This window comes from Cellulosimicrobium protaetiae (assembly GCF_009708005.2).
Lineage (GTDB): Bacteria > Actinomycetota > Actinomycetes > Actinomycetales > Cellulomonadaceae > Cellulosimicrobium > Cellulosimicrobium protaetiae.
Genome location: NZ_CP052757.1, coordinates 3,522,227 through 3,540,734, shown reverse-complemented (window position 1 = coordinate 3,540,734; position 18,508 = coordinate 3,522,227). Strand labels below are relative to the sequence as shown.

Sequence of the window (18,508 nt, the reverse complement as noted above, 5' to 3'; positions counted from 1 at the left end):
CGCGGCCGTCGGCCCTCGCGGTCAGGCGCTCGCCTCGCCGTGGCTCGTGCCCACGGGTCGGGAGACGTCCCGGTCGTCGGGTCGCTCGTCGATCGCCACCACGGACTCGTTGACCGACGCGAGGAGCTCGGGTGCGCTGATCGCGCTGAGCTGCGGGTTGACCGTCGGCGGGGTCGTGAGCGCGTCGTCCACGACGTGCAGGTCCGCGAACCGGCGTGCGCTGACGAGCACGCGCGTCTCGAGCGAACCCACGGTGCGGTTGTAGGCGTCGGAGGCGTTCTGGAGCTGCCTCCCGAGCTTCGCGAGGTGCGACCCCATGACCGCGAGGCGGCCGTGCAGCTCCTTGCCGAGCGTGAGCACCTGCTGCGCGTTCGTGGCGAGGGCGTCCTGGCGCCACGCGTACGCGATCGTCCGCAGCATCGCGACCATCGTCATGGGCGTCGCGATGACGACGTTCTTCGCCACGGCGTGCTCGAGGAGCGACGGGTCCTGCTCGACGGCGGCCGACAGGAACGACTCCGCGGGCACGAACATGACGACGAACTCGGGCGCGGGGCCGAACTGGTCCCAGTAGCGCTTGGCGCCGAGGTCGTCGACGTGCTTGCGCATGTGCCGGGCGTGCGCGGCGAGCCGGTCGGCCCGCACGCGCGGGTCGGTCGCCGCCTGGGCGTCGAGGTACCCGAGGAACGCGACCTTCGCGTCGACGACGACCTGCTTGCCGCCCGCGAGGCGCACGACCATGTCCGGGCGCAGGGCGCCGTCGTCCGTCGCGACCTGGTCCTGCTCGACGAAGTCGACGTGCGCGAGCATCCCGGCCGCCTCGACGACGCGCTTGAGCTGGAGCTCGCCCCACGCGCCCCGCACCTGCGAGGACCGCAGCGCGGTGACGAGCTGCGACGTCTCGGCGCGCAGCAGGTCGGACGCGTCGCGCACGCCCCGGACCTGCTCCGCGAGACTCCCGTGGGCCTCCAGCCGAGCGCGCTCCGCCGCGGCGACCTCCGCCCGCACCTTCTCGAGCGCGCCCGCGAGCGGCTCGACGAGGTGCCGCACCGCGTCCTCGCGCTTCGCGAGCTCGGCCGCACCGTGCTCGTGGCTGCGCCGCAGCCGCTCCTCCGCCTGCACGAGGAACTGCTCCGTCCCGGCGGCGAGGACCTTGCGCGAGAGCGCCTCGAACTGGCTCTCGAGCCGGCGGTGGTCGCCCTGCACCTCGGCGACGCGTCGTGCGGCGGCCTCCTGGAGGTCGGCGAGCTGCTGCTCGGACGCCGCGCGCGCGAGGTCGAGACGCTCGTCCGCGCTGCGCTGGGCGGCGGCGAGCTGGCGCGCGAAGCCCTCGCGCTCGGCCTCCAGCCGCTCGGCGAGTCCCGCGCCGCGCGCTGCCTCCTGCTGGGCCTGCCCCAGGAGCTGGGTGAGGCGGCGCACCTCGGCCGCCGCGGCGTCGGGCGAGGCGCGCCGCACGCCGAGCACCAGCGCGGCGCCGCCCACGAGCCCCAGCACGAGGCCGACCGCGAAGAGCAACCATCCCGAGGTGTCCATGGCGGCACCTTCCCACGAGGGACCGACACCACCGCGGCGCGACACGGGCGTGGCACGGCCAGGCCGGGATCCGGGGCACGTCGTGACAAAACGCACCGTCACCGGTCGGTGCCCTCGGCTACGTTGGCGCCATGGTCGATCCCACTCCCGTGCCGCCGCTCGCGCAGCCCGGCGCACCGGCGCACGCACCGGTGCCCGGCGCGCAGGCCGCGCCGCACCCCGCCGCCCCGCCCGCCCCCCCGGACCCCACCGCCGCGCTCTCCCTGCGCGGGCTCTGGAAGCGGTTCGGCGAGAAGATCGCCGTCGCCGGCATCGACCTCGACGTCCCCGCGGGCTCGTTCTACGGGCTCGTCGGCCCGAACGGCGCGGGCAAGACGACCACGCTCTCCATGGCCACCGGTCTCCTGCGGCCCGACGCCGGCTCCGCGCACGTGCACGGCACCGACCTGTGGGCGGACCCGGCGGCGGGCAAGCGGCAGCTCGGGGTCCTGCCCGACGGCGTGCGCCTCTTCGACCGGCTCACGGGCGCCCAGCTCGTCACGTACGCCGGGCTCCTGCGCGGCATGGACCGCGACACCGTGGCCGAGCGCACGACCGAGCTGCTCGCGGCCCTCGACCTCGCGAAGGACGCCACCACGTTCGTCGTCGACTACTCGGCGGGCATGACCAAGAAGATCGCCCTGGCGACCGCCCTCATCCACGCGCCCCGCACGCTCGTCCTCGACGAGCCGTTCGAGGCGGTGGACCCGGTCTCGGCCGCCAACATCCGCGACATCCTCGCGGGCTACGTGGCGAGCGGCGGGACGGTCGTCGTGTCGTCGCACGTCATGGACCTCGTGCAGCGCATGTGCGACCACGTCGCCGTGGTCGCGGGCGGGCACGTCCTCGCTGCGGGGACCGTCGACGCCGTGCGCGGCGACCAGAGCCTCGAGGACCGGTTCGTCGACCTCGTCGGCGGGCGGCAGAGCACGGAGGGCCTGGCGTGGTTGCGCAGTTCGTAAGGCTCAAGCTCACCCTCATGGGCAACACGTTCCGGCGGAGCGTGTGGCAGACGATCGGGTTCGTCGTGGGGGCGCTCTACGGGCTGTTCGTCGTGGGGATGCTCGTCGTGGGGATGGTCGTCCTCGGGACGCAGGACCCGGCGCTCGCCGGGTCGGTCGTGATCCTCGTCGGGACGCTCGCGGTCCTCGGGTGGTGGGTGATCCCGCTCTTCGCCTTCGGCGTCGACGCCACGCTCGACCCGCAGCGCTTCGTGCTGTTCGGCATCCCGCCGCGCCGCCTGCTCGCCGGGCTTGCCGTCGCGGGCGTCGTGTCGATCCCGGGGATCGTCACGGCCCTCGCCGCGCTCGGCGTCTCGTTCGCCTGGTGGCGCACGCCCCTCGCGGTGCTCGCCGCGCTCGTCGGCGCGGTCCTCGCCGTGGCGCTGTGCGTCGTCGGCTCGCGTGCCACGACGACGGCGCTCGCCCCGCTGCTCGAGTCGCGCCGCTACCGCGAGGTCGTGACGATCGCCGCGTTCGTGCCGCTCGTCCTCGTCGGCCCGGCGTTCGCCTGGGTCGGCTCGCAGCTCGGGGAGGGACCGGTCGACGGCGACGCCGTGCGAGGCATGGTCTCCCGGCTCGCGGACGTCGCGGCCTGGACGCCGTTCGGCGCCCCGTGGGGACTGGGCGCCGCGGTGCACGACGACGCGTGGGGGCTCGCGCTCGCGCGGCTCGTCGTCGCGCTGGTCACCCTCGCGGTGGCGTGGGTCGTGTGGGACAAGGCGCTCGCGCGGGCGCTCGTCACGCCGCCCGCCGCGGGTGGCGGGGGCCGGGCCAAGGGCCTCGGCTTCTTCTCCCGGTTCCCGGCGACGCCGACCGGTGCGGTCGTGGCGCGGACCGCGACGTACTGGCTGCGCGACCCGCGCTACTCGGGCTCGATCGCGGTCGTGCCGCTCATCCCCGTGGTGCTCCTCGTCGTGGGTGGCGGCGCGGGGTCGGAGATCTTCCTCGCCCTCGCCCCGTTCACGGCGTGGATCCTCGGGTTCTCCATCTCGGCGGACATCGCCTACGACAGCTCGGCGTTCGCGCTGCACGTCTCGACGGGCGTGGCCGGCAAGGCCGACCGGTGGGGCCGGGCGATCCCGGTCCTCGTGGCCGGAGGTGCGGTGTCGCTCGTGTTCGCGGTCGTGTCGGTGGCGGTCGTGGGGCGCTGGGAGCTGCTGCCGACGATGCTCGGCCTGACGGCCGGCACGCTGCTCGTCGCGACCGGCGTCTCGAGCGCGACGTCCGCCCGGCTGCTGTACCCGGTGCCGAAGCCGGGCGAGAGCCCGTTCAAGCAGCCGCAGGGTGCCGCGATGGCGACGCTCGTCGCGCAGTCCGTCGCGATGCTCCTCGTCCTCGCCCTCTCGGTCCCGTTCCTCGTCCCGGGGCTCGTCGCGATCTTCGCCGACCTGCCCGCGCTGGGGTGGGTGACGCTCGCCGTGGGTGCGGCCGTCGGGGTGACGGTGCTGCTGCTCGGCGTCCGCTGGGGCGCGCGGGTGTACGACCGACGCGCGCCCGAGCTGCTGCAGAAGGTGATGGCGGCGGCCTGACCGACGGGCCGGGGCCGCACGTCGCGGCCCCGGCCCGTAGACTCGTCCGCCGTGGCACTCACTATCGGCATCGTCGGCCTGCCCAACGTCGGCAAGTCCACCCTGTTCAACGCCCTGACGCGCAACCAGGTCCTCGCGGCGAACTACCCGTTCGCGACGATCGACCCGAACGTCGGCGTCGTCTCGCTCCCCGACCCGCGGCTCGACAAGCTCGCCGAGATCTTCGGCAGCCAGCGCATCCTGCCCGCGACCGTGTCGTTCGTCGACATCGCCGGGATCGTCAAGGGCGCCAGCGAGGGGGAGGGGCTCGGCAACAAGTTCCTCGCGAACATCCGCGAGGCCGACGCGATCTGCCAGGTGACCCGCGCGTTCGCCGACCCGGACGTCGTCCGCGTCGAGGGTTCGACGGACGCCGAGGGCGACATCGAGACCATCAGCACCGAGCTGATCCTCGCCGACCTCCAGACTCTCGAGAAGACGGTTCCTCGCCTCGAGAAGGAGGTGAAGATCAAGAAGGGCGACGCCGCCCTCCTCGACGCCGCCCAGAAGGCGCAGGCGATCCTCGAGGCCGGCACGACGCTCTTCCAGGGCGCGGCCGCCGCCGGGCTCGACCTCGCCGACGTCGCGAGCCTCCAGCTCCTCACGGCCAAGCCGTTCATCTACGTGTTCAACACCGACGACGCCGGCCTCGTGGACGACGACCTGCAGGACCGCCTGCGCGCGCTCGTCGCGCCGGCCCAGGCGATCTTCCTCGACGCGAAGTTCGAGTCCGAGCTCGTCGAGCTCGAGCCCGACGAGGCGAAGGAGATGCTCGCCGAGTCGGGGCAGGACGAGGCCGGGCTGGACCAGCTCGCGCGCGTCGGCTTCGACACCCTCGGGCTCCAGACCTACCTCACCGCCGGCCCCAAGGAGGCTCGCGCATGGACCATCCGCAAGGGGTGGACCGCCCCGCAGGCGGCCGGGGTCATCCACACCGACTTCGAGCGCGGCTTCATCAAGGCCGAGGTCGTCTCGTTCGAGGACCTCGTCGAGACCGGCTCCGTCGCGGCCGCTCGTGCCGCGGGCAAGGCCCGCGTCGAGGGCAAGGACTACGTCATGGCCGACGGTGACGTCGTGGAGTTCCGCTTCAACGTCTGAGACGCAGGTCACAGGCCTGCACGCCCGCCGCATCGTGAGACGCGGCGGGCATCGTCGTGTCCGGGCGGCGACGTTTCGCGGGTGTTTCCCTGCCGTCGCGGGCTGGAAACGCACCCGTACCGGCCAGTATCAACTCGGTAACGATCGACCGCAGCAACCGGGCAAGGGGGAGATCCCTCGCAACTTGCTGGGTAGCGTTGCCCCAAACCGTGGTGGGCATGCCCGTCCACGCGCGCCGACACCAACCGGACGCGCGGGTGACGGGGCGGCCGGGGGGCGAACGACGCCCGTCCGACCGCGCCCACCATCCCTTGGAGGAGGAACATTGAAGATCAGGCGCACGAGTGCCGCCCTCGCGGTGACGGTCACCGGAGCACTGCTGTTCTCGGCGTGCAGCGGCACGTCGGGTGACGGCGAGACCGACGGCGAGGACGCGGGCATCAACACCGAGTCCGCGGTCACCGTCGCGTGGGAGGCCCCGCTGAACGAGCTGAACCTCAGCTCGTCGAACGGCAACGCGACCCAGAACGCCGTCATCAACTACATGCTCAACTCGGGCTTCAGCTACTACGACGCCGACCTGAACATCGTCAAGGACGAGTCGTTCGGCACGTACGAGAAGCTCTCGGACGACCCGCTGACGGTGAAGTACACGTTCGGCGACGACACCAAGTGGTCGGACGGCACCCCGGTCGACGCGACGGAGATCCTGCTGGACTGGGCCGGCCAGTCGGGCAAGTTCAACAACGTCGAGGCCGAGACCGACGAGGAGGGCAACGTCACGAACCAGGACGCCCTGGACGCGGGCGTCTACTTCGACGGTTCGGACCCGGGCATCGCGCTCATCTCGCAGACGCCGGAGATCTCGGACGACAACAAGTCCATCACGGTCGTCTACGACAAGCCGTTCGGTGACTGGGAGCTCAGCTGGACGAACGAGTTCGTCCCGGCGCACGTCGTGGGCCAGAAGGCGCTCGGGATCGAGGACCCGGAGGAGGCGAAGGCCGCCGTCCGCGACGCGATCGCGAACAACGACTCCGCCGCGCTGTCGGAGATCTCGAAGTTCTGGAACTCCGGGTTCGAGTTCACGACCCTCCCCGAGGACCCGGCGCTCTACGTCTCCAACGGCGCGTACACGCTCGAGGAGTACGAGGAGAACCAGTACCTCACGCTCAAGGCGAACCCGGACTTCCAGGGCACGAACAAGGGCTCGGTCGACACCATCACGGTCCGCTACATCGACGACCCGATGGCCCAGGTCCAGGCGCTCGAGAACGGTGAGGTCGACCTCATCGGCCCGCAGGCGTCCGCGGACGTCCGCACCGCGCTCGAGGCGCTCGACGGTGTCGAGACCCACTCGGGCATCGAGGGCACGTACGAGCACGTCGACCTGGTCTTCCAGAACGGTGGTCCGTTCGACCCGGTGACCTACGGTGGTGACGTGGAGAAGGCCAAGGCCGTGCGCCAGGCGTTCCTCCTGACGATCCCGCGCCAGACGATCGTCGACAACCTCATCAAGCCGCTCAACCCGGACGCCGAGGTGCGCAACTCGAACATCCTCATCCCGGGCTCGCCGAACTACGACCAGATGGTCGCGGAGAACGGCTCGGACTTCTACCCGCCGGCCGGTGACATCGAGAAGGCGAAGCAGATCCTCGCCGACGCGGGCGTCGCGGCGCCGATCAACGTGCGCTTCGCGTACAACAACGAGAACACGCGCCGCGTGAACGAGCTCGCGCTCATCACGGACACCGCCGCGCAGGCCGGCTTCACGATCGTCGACACGGGCCGCCCCGCGGCCGAGTGGGGCACCCTGCTCGCGACCGGTCAGACCGAGTACGACGCGTCGCTGTTCGGCTGGCAGTCGACCTCGACGGCCGTCACCGAGTCGGACGCGAACTTCCGCTGGGCGCCGAACCGTGGTGTCAACAACTACGGCCTGTACAACAACCCCGCCGTGGACGCCGCGCTCGACAAGCTCCAGGTCTCGACCGACCCCGAGGAGCAGTTCCAGCTCCAGCTCGAGGTCGAGAAGAACCTCTGGGCTGACGGCTTCGGCGTGACGATCTTCCAGTTCCCCGCCATCCAGGGCTGGAACGAGAGCCTGAAGGGCGTCGAGTCGATCACGATCAGCCCGACGATCTTCCACGGGTTCTGGAACTGGACGTTCGAGGGCTGAGAGGCCTGACCGTCTGACCTGGCCCGTCGCCGTCCCACCGGACGGCGACGGGCCGCGTCCGGACTCGCGGGACCGGGGGTCTCGGCGGCCCGTCCGTCGAGGCCCCCGGTTCTCGCGTGCTCCGGCTCTCTCGACCTCTCCACCGCGGCGTCCCGTGCCGTCGGTTCACGATCACGCGAGACCCACGCGTAGAATCGACCGGCCCCGACCCGGGGTCCCTACCGACCAGCGAGGTAAGACCTCCGATGTTCTCCTTCATCTCGCGGCGTGTGCTGGCAGGGTTGGCGACCCTCCTCGTGTCCACGTTCGCGATGTTCCTGCTCGTCAGCGCCGCGATCCGGCCGTACATCTTCATGGACCTCGAGGCGAGCACGAGTCCCAACAAGCAGCAGCTCATCGATCAGCGCACGCTCGACCTCGACCTGGACACGAACGTCGTGATCCGCTACTTCAAGTGGCTCGGCGACTTCGTGACCGGCGACCTCGGGACGGCCTGGCGCAGTGGCCAGTCGGTCTCGAACCTGCTCCAGGGCGCCGTGATCTCGACCATCCAGCTCGTCGCCGCCGCAACCGTCCTCGCCGTGATCTTCGGCGTCATGGTCGGCATCGTCAGCGCGCTGCGGCAGTACAGCACGTTCGACTACCTGACGATCTTCGTCTCGTTCGTGCTCTACTCCCTCCCGGCCTTCTGGGTCGCCGTCCTGCTCAAGCAGTGGGGCGCGATCGGCTTCAACGACTTCCTGCGCGACCCGAACCTGTCGATCCTCGCGATCGCGGTCGCCGGCGTGGCGATCGGCCTGCTGTGGTCGCTCGCCTTCGGAGGCACCCTGCGCCGCCGGCTCGCCGTCTTCGGCCTGGGCTTCGCCGCGACCGCCGTCGCGCTGCTCTACCTGCAGCTCTCCGGCTGGTGGGAGGAGCCGAACCTCGGCCCGGTCATCATCGCCGTCACGGGTGCCGCGCTCGCCTTCGCGATCACCGCGCTCGTCTCCGGCCTGAAGAACCGCCGCGCGCTCTACGCGTCCCTGACGACCGTCGTCGTCGGCGTCGTCGTCTACTTCCCGATCCAGTCCGTGCTCCGCCAGGTCGACAACTGGCTGCTCGTGCTCGTCCTCGCCGTCGTCACCGTCGCCGTCGGCATCGGGATCGGGTACGCGTGGGGCGGCCCCGACAAGGGCGTGTCCGCACGCGCGGCCGCGATCACCGCGTTCCTCGTCGGCTCGATGATCTTCGTCGACCGCGTGATGCAGTTCTGGCCCGCCTACCTCGCGGCGCCGGCGATCAACAACCGGCCCATCCCGACGATCGGCAACAGCACGCCCAACCTCGGCGGCAACTTCTGGGTCCAGGTCCTCGACCAGTACACCCACCTGCTCCTGCCGACGATCGCGCTCGTGCTCATCCAGTTCGCCGGGTACACGCGCTACTCGCGCGCGAGCATGCTCGAGGTCATGAGCCAGGACTACATCCGCACGGCCCGGGCCAAGGGCCTGCCGGAGCGGACGGTCGTCATGCGGCACGGCTTCCGCAACACGCTCATCCCGCTCGCGACGATCGTCCCGATCGACGTCATCACCCTCCTGGGCGGCGCGATCATCACGGAGAAGGTCTTCGCCAGACCCGGTATGGGCCTGCTCTTCCTGAACTCCCTCACGGGCGGCGAGATCGACCCCGTCATGGCGTACCTCGTCATCGTCGCGGCCCTCGCCATCATCGCCAACATCGTGGCTGACCTCATCTACGCAGCCCTCGACCCGCGGATCCGGGTGAACGCATGAGCAACACACCGAACGACGCGCCGCAGGACGGCGCGCTCGAGAACCAGATCGAGCTGCTCGAGGTCGAGGGGCTGTCGCAGGGCCAGATCGTCCGCCGGCGCTTCTTCCACCACAAGGGCGCGGTCGTCGCGCTCGTCGTCCTCATCGGCATCGTGCTGCTCGCCATCACGTCGATCGGCATCGGCGGCTGGCACGGGTGGTACGAGTACAAGGCCTCCGGCCAGGGCTCCACGTACCCGCTCGTCAACGGCGGCCGACCGTCAGCCGAGCACATCTTCGGCCAGGACGAGGCGGGTCGCGACGTCTTCGCCCGCGTCATGCAGGGCACCCAGACCTCGCTCCTCGTCGTGCTCGCCGTCGGCGTCATCGCGACGCTCGCCGGCGTGCTCGTCGGAGCGCTCTCGGGCTACTACCGCGGCCCGACCGACTCGTGGCTCATGCGCTTCACCGACCTCATCATCACGATGCCGGTCATCGTCATCGGCGCCGTGCTCGCCCTGCTGTCCGGGGGCAGCAACGCCCTCATCCTGGGGGCGTTCCTCGGGCTCGTGCTGTGGCCCCCGCTCGCGCGCCTCGTGCGCGGTGAGTTCCTCTCGCTGCGCGAGCGGGAGTTCGTCGACGCCGCGCGCGTCGCCGGAGCGAGCGACCGGCGGATCATCTTCAAGCACATGCTGCCGAACGCGGTGGGCGTGATCATCGTCAACGTGACCCTGCTCATGAGCTCGGCGATCCTGCTCGAGACGGCGCTCAGCTACCTCGGTGTCGGCATCCAGGCGCCCGCGACGTCGCTCGGCAAGCTCATCAGCGACTACCAGGAGGCGTTCGCGACGCGTCCGTGGCTGTTCTGGTGGCCGGGTCTGTTCATCGTCGCGATCGCGCTGTGCGTCAACTTCATCGGCGACGGCCTGCGCGACGCGTTCGACCCGCGGCAGAAGCGGATCCCGTCGGAGCGCAAGATGGCGCGCGCGCAGCGCGTCGCGCGTCCGAAGGCGACCGCCCCCACGCCGGGCACGACCGGTGAGGCCGGGGCGAGCTGATGACCGCGCCCGTCGCCGCCCGCCCGGGAGGTCGTCGATCTCCCGGGCGGCGCGGCGCGCCGCGGCCGTGGTCAGGCGGTGAGCACCACGACCGTCCCGACGGCGAGCGCGCCCAGCACCGCGAGCTGCACGACGTGCCAGGTGGTCCGCGCGCCGGGAGCCCCCGGCACCGCGCGGTCGAGGTGACCGGCGGCGGCGAGCAGCCCGTGCCGCTGCGCGACGGCCTCGGCCACGGTCTCGGCGTTGGCGCCGGTGACCACGCGCTCGCGGTCGACGGGTCGACGACGCGAGCGGCGCAGCCAGCGTGCCGAGCCGCTCGACCGGGGCGCCGCCCAGGCGGTGACCGTGCCGCCCGTGTGGCGCACCTCGAGCGAGTACCGTGCCTCGACGCCCTCGTACGCCGTCCACGGCACGTGGACCGTGCGGGTCACGTTGCGGACCTCGACGCCGCCGTCGGACACCTCGACGGCGGGTCGCCAGAACAGCATCCAGACGAGGTACGTCACGAGCGCGGCGGGCACCAGGGCGCCCACCAGCGCGCCGACGTCGCCCGTCAGGGCCGTGCTCACACCGAGCGCCACGGCGACGGCACCCGTCGCCAGCGTGAGGACACGGCCGTACGTCGAACGGAAGACCAGCGTGGGACCCATGCGCCCATGCTCGCAGAGCCGCCGCGCCACGAGCGCCGGCTCCAGCAGGAAGGACACTGATCAGCGTGGCCATCGAGACGTCTCCCGCGGCCCCGGCCGCGCGCCAGGGCAGCCCCGTGCTGACCGTGCGCAACCTCGGCGTGGACTTCTACGTCGACAAGGCCTGGTACCCCGCGGCCACGGGCGTGAGCTACGACCTGCACTCCGGTGAGGTTCTCGCGATCGTCGGCGAGTCGGGCTCCGGCAAGTCGCAGTCGTCGCTCGCGCTCCTCGGCCTGCTCCCGCCGAACGGCCGCGCGAGCGGCTCGGCGAAGCTCGGCGACCGCGAGCTCATCGGCATGTCGCACGGCGCGCTCCGGCACGTCCGCGGCAAGGAGATCTCGATGATCTTCCAGGAGCCGATGACGGCACTGAACCCCGTCTACACGGTGGGCTTCCAGATCGTCGAGACCATCCGCACGCACTTCAACGTCGGTCCCGCCGACGCGAAGAAGCGCGCGATCGAGCTCCTGCGGCTCGTCGAGATCCCGGAGCCCGAGCGTCGCTTCGACGCGTACCCGCACCAGCTCTCCGGCGGTCAGCGGCAGCGCGCGATGATCGCCCAGGCCCTCGCGTGCGACCCGAAGCTCCTCGTCGCGGACGAGCCGACCACGGCGCTCGACGTCACGGTCCAGGCCGAGATCCTCAAGCTCCTGCGCGACCTGCGCTACCGCGTCGACGCGGCGATCATCCTCATCACCCACGACATGGGCGTGGTCGCCGACATGGCCGACTCGATCATGGTCATGAAGGACGGGCAGGTCGTCGAGCGCGGCACGTCGACCGAGATCTTCGGGAACCCCCAGCACCCGTACACGATCCGTCTCCTCGAGGCGGTCCCGCACCTGGGCTCCACGCGCGACGCGACCACGGTCACGGACCGGGTGCCCGCCGGTGCGGCGACGCAGGACCGCACGCTGGTCCTCGACGCGCAGGACATGGTCATCGAGTACCCGGGCCGCCGTCGTCAGCCCGCGTTCCGGGCCGTCGACGAGGTGTCGCTGCAGATCCACCAGGGCGAGGTCGTGGGCCTGGTCGGGGAGTCCGGCTCGGGCAAGACGACGATCGGTCGCGCGGCCGTCGGCCTCCTGCCGGTGACCGGCGGGTCGCTGAAGATCGTCGGCAGGGACATGGTCGGCGCGAAGCCCAAGGACCTGCGGCCGCTGCGCACCGAGGTGGGCATCGTGTTCCAGGACCCGGGCTCGTCGCTCAACCCGCGTCTGCCGATCGGCGAGTCGATCGGCGAGCCGCTCATGCTGCACAAGGGCGTCAAGGGCAAGCAGCTCAGCCGCGAGGTCGAGCGCCTGCTCGACCAGGTCGAGCTCCCGCGGGCGATGCGCAACCGCTACCCGCACGAGCTCTCGGGCGGTCAGCGCCAGCGCGTCGGCATCGCCCGCGCGCTGTCGCTCGAGCCCAAGCTGCTCGTCGCGGACGAGCCGACGTCGGCGCTCGACGTGTCGGTGCAGGCGAAGGTGCTGGACCTGTTCACGGACCTGCAGCGCGAGCACGGCTTCGCGTGCCTGTTCATCTCGCACGACCTCGCGGTCGTCGAGCTCCTGTCGGACCGCATCGCGGTCATGCACAAGGGCAAGCTCGTCGAGGTGGGCGACACGTCGCAGATCGTGCACGCCCCGAAGCACCCGTACACGCAGCGGCTCCTGGCGGCCGTGCCGGTGCCGGACCCGGCGGCGCAGCGCGAGCGCCGGGCCGCGCGGGACGCGCTTCTGGAGGCGGCGGCCCGCGACATCGCGAACGACGAGGCATCTTCCCTCGCGGGCGAGGAGCGTGCGCTCGCGGAGCACCGGGACGACGTGGACCACGAGCGCAGCGCTCCGCCCACGGCGGGCGCCGGGTTCTGACGGACCCGACCGGCTCGTCCACCGGTCCTGTCGACGCCTCGGGGGCGACCGCGCACGCGGTCGCCCCCGAGGCGTTCCGGTTGCCGCGCACCGCCCGCGCGGCAAGCCTGGGTCCATGAGCACGACGGAGGACGGGACACCGGGCGACCCGGGTCGGGACCAGGCACGGGACCAGGGACACGACGAGAGCGGCGCACCGTTGCCCCGGGCCGCGAGCGGCGGTGACCCGTCGTCGGACTCAGCGAGCCCCGCCACGGACCCCGGCGCCGCCAAGGAGGCCGGCTCCGCGCCGGTCGCGGTCGCGGCGTCGCACGACCCGGAAGCCCCCCGCACGGGTCGCCCCGACCCGCGCGTGTTCTACCCCGCCGCGGGCATCATCCTGCTCTTCGTGCTCGCCACGATCCTCTTCACCGACTCCGTGACCGCGCTCATGGAGACGCTCCAGCGCGACGTGATCGGGGTCTTCGGCTGGTACTACGTGATCGTCGTCGCCGGGTTCGTCGTGTTCTCCCTCTGGATGGGGCTGAGCCGGTTCGGCGACATCGTGCTCGGGAAGGACGAGGACGAGCCGCTCTTCCGGCTCCCCGTCTGGTTCGCGATGCTGTTCGCGACGGGCATGGGCATCGGGCTCGTGTACTGGGGCGTGGCGGAGCCGCTCTCGCACTACGTGAGCCCGAAGCCCGGCGTCGAGGGGAGCGACCCGGCGCTCGCCCAGGCAGCGATGGGTCAGAGCTACCTGCACTGGGGGATCCACGCCTGGGCGATCTACGTCGTCGCGGGGCTCGCGCTCGCCTACGCGATCCACCGCAAGGGGCGGCCGGTGTCGATCCGCTGGGCGCTCGAGCCGCTGTTCGGGGACCGGGTCAAGGGACGGCTCGGTGACGTGATCGACGTCGTCGCGATCATCGGCACGGTCTTCGGCGTCGCGACCTCCCTCGGGTTCGGCGTGCTGCAGATCGCGGCCGGGCTCGGCTACCTCGACGTGGTCGAGCCGAGCACGGCGCTGGAGATCGGCCTCATCGCGGCGATCACCGCGCTCGCGACGATCTCGGTCGTGTCGGGACTGGGGAAGGGGATCAAGTGGCTCTCGAACGGCAACATGATCCTGGCCGGCGTCGTCCTCGTGCTCGTGCTCGCCCTCGGGCCGACCCTCTTCCTCCTGCGGGAGTGGGTGCAGTCGCTCGGCTACTACGTCCAGAACATCGTGCGGCTCTCGTTCGACACGACGGCCTTCCAGGGCGAGGCCGGGCTCGAGTGGCAGTCGTCGTGGACGATCTTCTACTGGGGCTGGTGGATCTCGTGGGCGCCGTTCGTGGGCGTCTTCATCGCCCGGATCTCGCGCGGGCGCACCGTGCGGGAGTTCGTCCTCGGCACGCTGCTCGTCCCGACGGTCGTCACGACGCTGTGGTTCTCGGTCTTCGGCGGGTCGGCCCTCTACCGCGAGCTGACGGAACCGGGGAGCATGCTCGTCGACGGCGAGGTCGACACGGACACGACGTTGTTCCAGCTCTTCGACGGGCTGCCCCTCGGCAGCCTCCTCTCGGTCGTCGGGATCCTGCTCATCGTCGTGTTCTTCGTGACATCGTCGGACTCGGGCTCGCTCGTCGTGGACATGCTCGCGAGCGGGGGAAACCCGAACCCGCCGACGTGGAGCCGCATCTTCTGGGCCGGCGTCTCGGGGCTCCTGGCGATCGCGCTCCTGCTCGCAGGCGGGCTCCAGGCGCTCCAGACCGCGGCGATCCTCATCGCGCTGCCCTTCTCCGTCGTCATGATCGGGATGGCGGTCTCGACCGTCCGCGCACTGCGCGCGGAGCACGCCGCGATCCTGCGGGCGGAGCGCCGGGCCGCGCGCGCGGCGCTGACGGAGCACGTGACCACGCACGTCTCGGAGAGCATCTCGGAGCAGTGGGAGGAGCTCTATCCCGACAGGCCGGACCGGTGGCGGCCGCTGACCCGGCGCGCGCGCAAGGGGACGCCGCCGCACTGACGCCCCCCGCACCGACGCCGCCGCACCGACGCCTGCGCGACCGGCCCCGCCCGCTCCGCTCCGAGGGGGCGGCCCGTCGTCCGGCGCCGCGTGGGGAGGCGGCCCGCGGAGGGGAGTGACGCTGGTCATGGTGGCGGGCACCGCGACCCGGTAGGATAGCCGTGCCCGGGTGACGGCCCGTGCTCCGTGATGCCGCGGCGGGCTGCTCCCGCGCCGTGCGCGCAGAGGTGGCCGGCCGTCGTCGCCCCTCGAACCCCACGAAATGAGAACCGTAGATGTCTGTGCGCTCCGACCTGCGCAACGTGGCGATCGTCGCCCACGTCGACCACGGCAAGACCACGCTCGTCGACGCGATGCTGCGCCAGTCCGGCGCCTTCTCCGCGCACCAGCACGTGGACGACCGCGTCATGGACTCCGGTGACCTCGAGCGCGAGAAGGGCATCACCATCCTCGCGAAGAACACCGCGGTCCGCTACGCCGGCCCGGCCGCCGCGGCGGTGGGGGAGCCCGACGGCATCACGATCAACGTCATCGACACCCCGGGTCACGCCGACTTCGGTGGCGAGGTCGAGCGCGGCCTCTCGATGGTCGACGGCGTCGTCCTGCTCGTCGACGCGAGCGAGGGCCCGCTCCCGCAGACCCGCTTCGTGCTCCGCAAGGCGCTCGCGGCGAAGCTCCCGGTCATCATCGTCGTCAACAAGGTGGACCGCCCGGACTCGCGCATCACCGAGGTCGTCGCCGAGGCGACGGACCTGCTCCTGGGCCTCGCGTCCGACCTCGCGGACGAGGTGCCGGACCTCGACCTCGACGCGATCCTCGACGTCCCCGTCGTGTACGCGTCGGCCAAGGCCGGGCGCGCGTCGCTCGACCAGCCGCTGGACGGGCAGCTCCCCTCGAACGAGGACCTCGAGCCGCTCTTCACGACGATCCTCGAGAAGATCCCCGCGCCGACGTACGACGAGGGCGCCCCGCTCCAGGCGCACGTCACGAACCTCGACGCGTCGCCGTTCCTCGGCCGTCTCGCGCTGCTGCGCATCTTCAACGGCGAGCTCCGCAAGGGCCAGGTCGTCGCCTGGGCCCGTCACGACGGCACGCTCCAGAACGTGAAGATCACCGAGCTCCTCGAGACCAAGGCGCTCGACCGCGTCCCGACCGAGTCGGCCGCGCCGGGCGACATCGTCGCCGTCGCGGGCATCGCGGACATCACGATCGGCGAGACCCTCACCGACCCCGAGGACCCGCGCCCGCTGCCGCTCATCACGGTCGACGACCCGGCGATCTCGATGACCATCGGGATCAACACGTCGCCGCTCGCGGGCAAGGGCGGCAAGGGCCACAAGGTCACGGCGCGCCAGGTGAAGGACCGCCTCGACTCGGAGCTCGTCGGCAACGTGTCGCTGCGCGTCCTGCCGACCGAGCGCCCCGACGCGTGGGAGGTCCAGGGCCGCGGCGAGCTCGCGCTCGCGATCCTCGTCGAGCAGATGCGCCGCGAGGGCTTCGAGCTCACGGTCGGCAAGCCGCAGGTCGTCACGCGCACGATCGACGGCAAGACGCACGAGCCGATGGAGCGCATGACGATCGACGTCCCCGAGGAGTACCTCGGCAACGTCACGCAGCTCCTCGCGCAGCGCAAGGGCCGCATGGAGACCATGTCCAACCACGGCACGGGCTGGATCCGGATGGAGTTCATGGTCCCGGCGCGCGGGCTCATCGGCTTCCGCACGCGCTTCCTCACGGAGACGCGCGGCACGGGCATCGCGGCCTCGATCTCCGAGGGCTACGAGCCGTGGGCCGGGCACATCGAGACGCGCACGACCGGTTCGCTCGTGGCCGACCGCGCCGGCAAGGTGACGCCGTTCGCCATGATCAACCTCCAGGAGCGCGGCTCGTTCTTCGTCGACCCCACGCAGGAGGTCTACGAGGGCATGATCGTCGGCGAGAACTCGCGCAACGAGGACATGGACGTGAACATCACCAAGGAGAAGAAGCTCACGAACATGCGGTCGTCGACGGCCGACAACTTCGAGAACCTCGTCCCGCCGCGCCACCTCACGCTCGAGGAGTCGCTCGAGTTCGCGCGCGAGGACGAGTGCGTCGAGGTCACGCCCGAGGTCGTCCGCATCCGCAAGGTGCTCCTCGACCAGACCGAGCGCGCCCGCGCGGTCTCGCGCGCCAAGCGCGCCTGACATCGCCTCACGGGTGACCGTCCCGTCGTCCCAGCAGGCCGCCGTCGTGCCCGACGGCGGCCTGCTGGCCGTCCACGCCCACCCCGACGACGAGACGCTCGCCACGGGCGCGCTCCTCGCGACCTGGGCCCGCGCCGGGCAGCGCGTCACCGTGGTGACGTGCACGCGCGGCGAGCGGGGCGAGGTGATCGACACCCCGGCGCACCCGACGGGCGTCGGGCACCTCGAGGGCGACGGGCCCGCCCTTGCCGCGCACCGCGAGGGGGAGCTCGCCCGCGCGCTCGCCGCCCTCGGCGTCGCGGACCACGTCTTTCTCGACACGGTCGCGCTCCCCGGGGCGGGCGAGGTGCCCGACGGCGGTGCTGACCCGCGCTACGAGGACTCCGGGATGGCGTGGGTCGCACCGGGCGTCGCGAGCGCGGTCGCCACCGGCCTCCCGCCCCGCGCGTTCGTCGGCGTCCCGCTCGACGAGGCGGGCGCCCGCCTGGCCGCCGTCGTGCGCGACCGTCGACCCGCCGTCGTCGCGACGTACGAGCTCGGCGGCGGCTACGGCCACCCCGACCACGTGCGCGCGCACGACGTCACCGTCCGCGCGCTGGAGCTGCTCGACGCGGCGGGCGATCCGTTGCCCGCGCTCTGGCTCGCCGTCGCACCCGAGAGCGCGGTGCGCGCGGCCCGTCGCGACCTCGCCACGCACCCCGCGGTCCGCGCGGTGCTCGCCGCGCGCCCGGAGCTCACCCTGCCCGACCCCGACGAGGACCTCCCGCCCGTCGCTCGCCCCGACGGGTCGCTGCCGCGGCTCGTGACCGTGCCCGTCGCGCCGGTCCTCGACGAGGTCCTCGCCGCGATGCGCGCGCACGCGACGCAGGTCCAGCAGGTCGCGGGGGACGCCGACACCGAGAGCGTCGGCGGCCCGGGGGAGCGCCACCTGCTCGGATGGTTCGCCCTGAGCAACGACGTGCTCGCGCCCGTCCCTTCACACGAGTTCTACGCTCCCTCCGGCCGCGCTCTCCCGGACGGCCCGGTTCCGCCGGGTGCCGCGCGCTAACCTGGGGCCCGTGGAGACCGGTATGGGGCGGCTCGTGGGCCGCGGGGTGACGTGCGCGCTCGTCGGCGTGCTCGTCGGGCTCGTCGGCACCGTCGCGCACCGGGCGCACCTGCTCGGGATCGACCTCCCCGGGGGCGCCGGGGCGGGCATCGTGCTCGCGCTGCTGGCCGTGCTCGCCGCGGGCGTCCTCGCGCGCGCGTGGGGCGGCCTCGCGGGTCTGCTCGGGTACGGGATCGGATGGGTCGTCGTCGTCCAGCTCCTCTCGCTGGAGGGCCCCGGCGGTGACGTGCTCGTCCCCAGCGAGCCGGTCGGGTACGTGTGGATCTACGGCGGACTGCTCGTCGTCGCGGCGGTCGCCTTCCTGCCGCGCTCGTGGTTCAGCGACCGGCCCGTCCGCGGGCCTCTCCACGGGCGTCCCACCAGGGACGACGGGCCCGAGGACCCCCTCGCGTCCCGCTAGAATTCGGCGTGCGGGTCCCCGCACACCCCTCGTCGTCGCGCGGGCACCC

At 72.0% G+C, this 18,508-nt stretch carries 13 protein-coding genes; 11 read left to right on the top strand and 2 right to left on the bottom strand.

Going from position 1 to position 18,508, the window contains the following annotated elements; genetic code table 11:
• Nucleotides 1-21: 21 nt before the first annotated feature.
• Entirely contained in the window at nucleotides 22-1,533 is a 1,512-nt protein-coding gene (locus tag FIC82_RS15275; RefSeq protein WP_154799071.1) for a DNA recombination protein RmuC, read from the bottom strand.
• Between the two features lie 131 nt (nucleotides 1,534-1,664).
• On the opposite strand from FIC82_RS15275, the gene FIC82_RS15270 reads away from it, so the two are divergent.
• The 6 genes from FIC82_RS15270 to FIC82_RS15245 all read left to right on the top strand — a co-directional run bounded on the left by FIC82_RS15270 (nucleotide 1,665) and on the right by FIC82_RS15245 (nucleotide 10,230).
• The gene (locus FIC82_RS15270; RefSeq protein ID WP_154799070.1) at nucleotides 1,665-2,534 is read left to right on the top strand and encodes an ABC transporter ATP-binding protein; all 870 of its coding nucleotides are present in this window, start codon (nucleotides 1,665-1,667) and stop codon (nucleotides 2,532-2,534) included.
• 17 nt (nucleotides 2,535-2,551) lie between these two features.
• Complete coding sequence (locus FIC82_RS15265; RefSeq protein ID WP_154800379.1) at nucleotides 2,552-4,102, top strand: hypothetical protein; 1,551 nt, start codon at nucleotides 2,552-2,554, stop codon at nucleotides 4,100-4,102.
• A 51-nt stretch (nucleotides 4,103-4,153) separates the two neighbouring features.
• On the top strand, nucleotides 4,154-5,239 hold the full coding sequence (ychF, locus tag FIC82_RS15260; protein ID WP_168731954.1) for a redox-regulated ATPase YchF: 1,086 nt from the start codon (nucleotides 4,154-4,156) through the stop codon (nucleotides 5,237-5,239).
• A gap of 325 nt (nucleotides 5,240-5,564) precedes the next feature.
• On the top strand, nucleotides 5,565-7,418 hold the full coding sequence (locus FIC82_RS15255) for an ABC transporter family substrate-binding protein (protein ID WP_154799069.1): 1,854 nt from the start codon (nucleotides 5,565-5,567) through the stop codon (nucleotides 7,416-7,418).
• Nucleotides 7,419-7,663: 245 nt separating this feature from the next.
• Nucleotides 7,664-9,193, top strand: a complete 1,530-nt coding sequence (locus FIC82_RS15250) for an ABC transporter permease (RefSeq protein WP_154799068.1) — start codon at nucleotides 7,664-7,666, stop codon at nucleotides 9,191-9,193.
• Nucleotides 9,190-10,230, top strand: coding sequence for an ABC transporter permease (locus FIC82_RS15245; protein ID WP_154799067.1), 1,041 nt, complete (start codon nucleotides 9,190-9,192; stop codon nucleotides 10,228-10,230). The genes FIC82_RS15250 and FIC82_RS15245 overlap by 4 nt, the downstream gene beginning before the upstream one ends.
• A gap of 71 nt (nucleotides 10,231-10,301) precedes the next feature.
• Here the strand turns inward: FIC82_RS15245 and FIC82_RS15240 are convergent, their stop codons facing one another.
• Nucleotides 10,302-10,880: a PH domain-containing protein gene (locus FIC82_RS15240; RefSeq protein ID WP_154799066.1), complete on the bottom strand. Its 579-nt coding sequence runs from the start codon at nucleotides 10,878-10,880 to the stop codon at nucleotides 10,302-10,304.
• A gap of 65 nt (nucleotides 10,881-10,945) precedes the next feature.
• Between FIC82_RS15240 and FIC82_RS15235 the strand changes: the two genes are divergently transcribed.
• The 5 genes from FIC82_RS15235 to FIC82_RS15215 all read left to right on the top strand — a co-directional run bounded on the left by FIC82_RS15235 (nucleotide 10,946) and on the right by FIC82_RS15215 (nucleotide 18,459).
• Nucleotides 10,946-12,778: an ABC transporter ATP-binding protein gene (locus tag FIC82_RS15235; RefSeq protein ID WP_168731953.1), complete on the top strand. Its 1,833-nt coding sequence runs from the start codon at nucleotides 10,946-10,948 to the stop codon at nucleotides 12,776-12,778.
• A 115-nt stretch (nucleotides 12,779-12,893) separates the two neighbouring features.
• A complete protein-coding gene (locus tag FIC82_RS15230) occupies nucleotides 12,894-14,765 on the top strand; it encodes a BCCT family transporter (RefSeq protein WP_154799064.1) in 1,872 nt (623 codons plus the stop codon).
• A gap of 275 nt (nucleotides 14,766-15,040) precedes the next feature.
• Nucleotides 15,041-16,951 carry a translational GTPase TypA gene (gene typA, locus FIC82_RS15225; protein WP_154799063.1) on the top strand — a complete coding sequence of 637 codons (1,911 nt, stop codon included), beginning with the start codon at nucleotides 15,041-15,043 and terminating at the stop codon, nucleotides 16,949-16,951.
• A 13-nt stretch (nucleotides 16,952-16,964) separates the two neighbouring features.
• Nucleotides 16,965-17,999: a PIG-L family deacetylase gene (locus FIC82_RS15220; RefSeq protein ID WP_253691214.1), complete on the top strand. Its 1,035-nt coding sequence runs from the start codon at nucleotides 16,965-16,967 to the stop codon at nucleotides 17,997-17,999.
• A 10-nt stretch (nucleotides 18,000-18,009) separates the two neighbouring features.
• Nucleotides 18,010-18,459 (top strand): hypothetical protein, encoded by a 450-nt coding sequence (locus FIC82_RS15215; RefSeq protein ID WP_216609914.1) that lies wholly within the window; start codon nucleotides 18,010-18,012, stop codon nucleotides 18,457-18,459.
• The last annotated feature ends 49 nt before the right edge of the window (nucleotides 18,460-18,508 follow it).